Source organism: Pseudomonas abyssi (assembly GCF_002307495.1).
In the GTDB taxonomy this organism is placed as follows: domain Bacteria; phylum Pseudomonadota; class Gammaproteobacteria; order Pseudomonadales; family Pseudomonadaceae; genus Halopseudomonas; species Halopseudomonas abyssi.
Map to the genome: position 1 here is coordinate 1 of NZ_NTMR01000062.1, position 1,233 is coordinate 1,233.

At 47.5% G+C, this 1,233-nt stretch carries 3 protein-coding genes; all 3 read right to left on the bottom strand.

Annotated features, from left to right (window positions below; translation table 11 throughout):
* Positions 1-24 precede the first annotated feature (24 nt).
* Positions 25-534 (bottom strand): DUF6653 family protein, encoded by a 510-nt coding sequence (locus tag CNQ84_RS20205; RefSeq protein ID WP_096006538.1) that lies wholly within the window; start codon positions 532-534, stop codon positions 25-27.
* 99 nt (positions 535-633) lie between these two features.
* Positions 634-828, bottom strand: coding sequence for an excalibur calcium-binding domain-containing protein (locus CNQ84_RS20965; RefSeq protein ID WP_202974621.1), 195 nt, complete (start codon positions 826-828; stop codon positions 634-636).
* Positions 829-978: 150 nt separating this feature from the next.
* On the bottom strand, positions 979-1,233 hold a 255-nt coding region (locus tag CNQ84_RS20215), incomplete at its 5' end, for a helix-hairpin-helix domain-containing protein (RefSeq protein WP_245841574.1).

The window sequence follows — 1,233 nt, forward strand, 5'->3', positions numbered from 1 at the left end:
ACTCAGTTTTTGCGGCCGCCCCTTTTATGTTCTGTACCACGCCGCATAGATAGCATTGGCATTTTTCATATCCAGGTACAACCACACCATTCGGTCAACAAACCATGCCTTGAAGACCATTATCCAGAGATTCCCAAGCAGCAAAACCCAAAAATCCAATGCATAGACACCATATAGAAATAATGGAAGGCCTATTGCAGACAATATCTGTAGAGTTCGACAGGCGTTTATGTGGTGCTTAGGGATACACTCATTTTTGCGATTGAGATAGATACGCTCCCCAAACGTCCCCATGGAGGCCCAATTATCTGTTTTGCTTGGCGGCTTGAACAAGCGGGGGTTTAGCCACACCCAAATAAAAGACAGCAGCACCGGCACAATAAAATAAAGACCAATCCAGTCTCTAGACCAAAAGCACACAGACATGATCGGCAGCACGGTAAACCGGGTATAAACACTCCATGGATTAGAATGCCTATTCCAAACCTCGTCGGTCATGGACATGCTTTTCGCAGCGTACTTAAGAATATCCATGCTTTTACTCCTAAAGAGATAACGCACACTAAGCAGCGCTTTGAAAATACCGTCCGCCAATGGACGGGGCAGGTTGAGCCCTATCTGTAACCGCCGCGGTTAAAAGCGAGAGTCATTTTCGCAAGGAATGCCGTCACGATCACCATCCATTTTGGTATTTGGGCAGTTTCTTGTAAAAAACTCCGCTTCGGCCCGCGACGTCATTTGGCTGCAATGCTGGCGCCCATCACAGCTAAAACGGGACTGAGCGCTTTGAGCTGGAGCCTGTCTATAAGACTCGCCTGACACAGGCATACTGGAAGAGTTATCTACCTTTTCCGAATAAAATTTCCACGCACCGAAGCCTACAAGAACGATCAATATAAATTTTTTCAAACACGGCACCTTGATTTAATCGCGTTATAACGACAGCGACAGCAAATTATTATGGGAACTCGTCACCCGCTACACACCTTGTCTAGCCCTCTCTATTGCGGACTTGACCGCCGACAAGGCTTGAGGACTATTTTTCCAGCAGGTGGTTCTGAGCATGGATGCCACTCTCTCAGCAATGTCCTTTGGCTCATAATTCGCCAACACAGAAAAAGAATCTATCCCTACTTCCTCAAAACGTTTAACCACCGTAGGCCCAACGCCTTTCACCGCCAGCAGTGCGGCTCTCTCTGATTCGCTGAATGCCGGCGGCCGCAAAAACTGAGT

Bases quoted from the DNA above. Each gene is read 5' to 3' on its own strand.
- CNQ84_RS20965 (WP_202974621.1), bottom strand. From the start codon at position 828: ATGCCTGTGTCAGGCGAGTCTTATAGACAGGCTCCAGCTCAAAGCGCT.
- CNQ84_RS20205 (WP_096006538.1), bottom strand. From the start codon at position 534: ATGGATATTCTTAAGTACGCTGCGAAAAGCATGTCCATGACCGACGAG.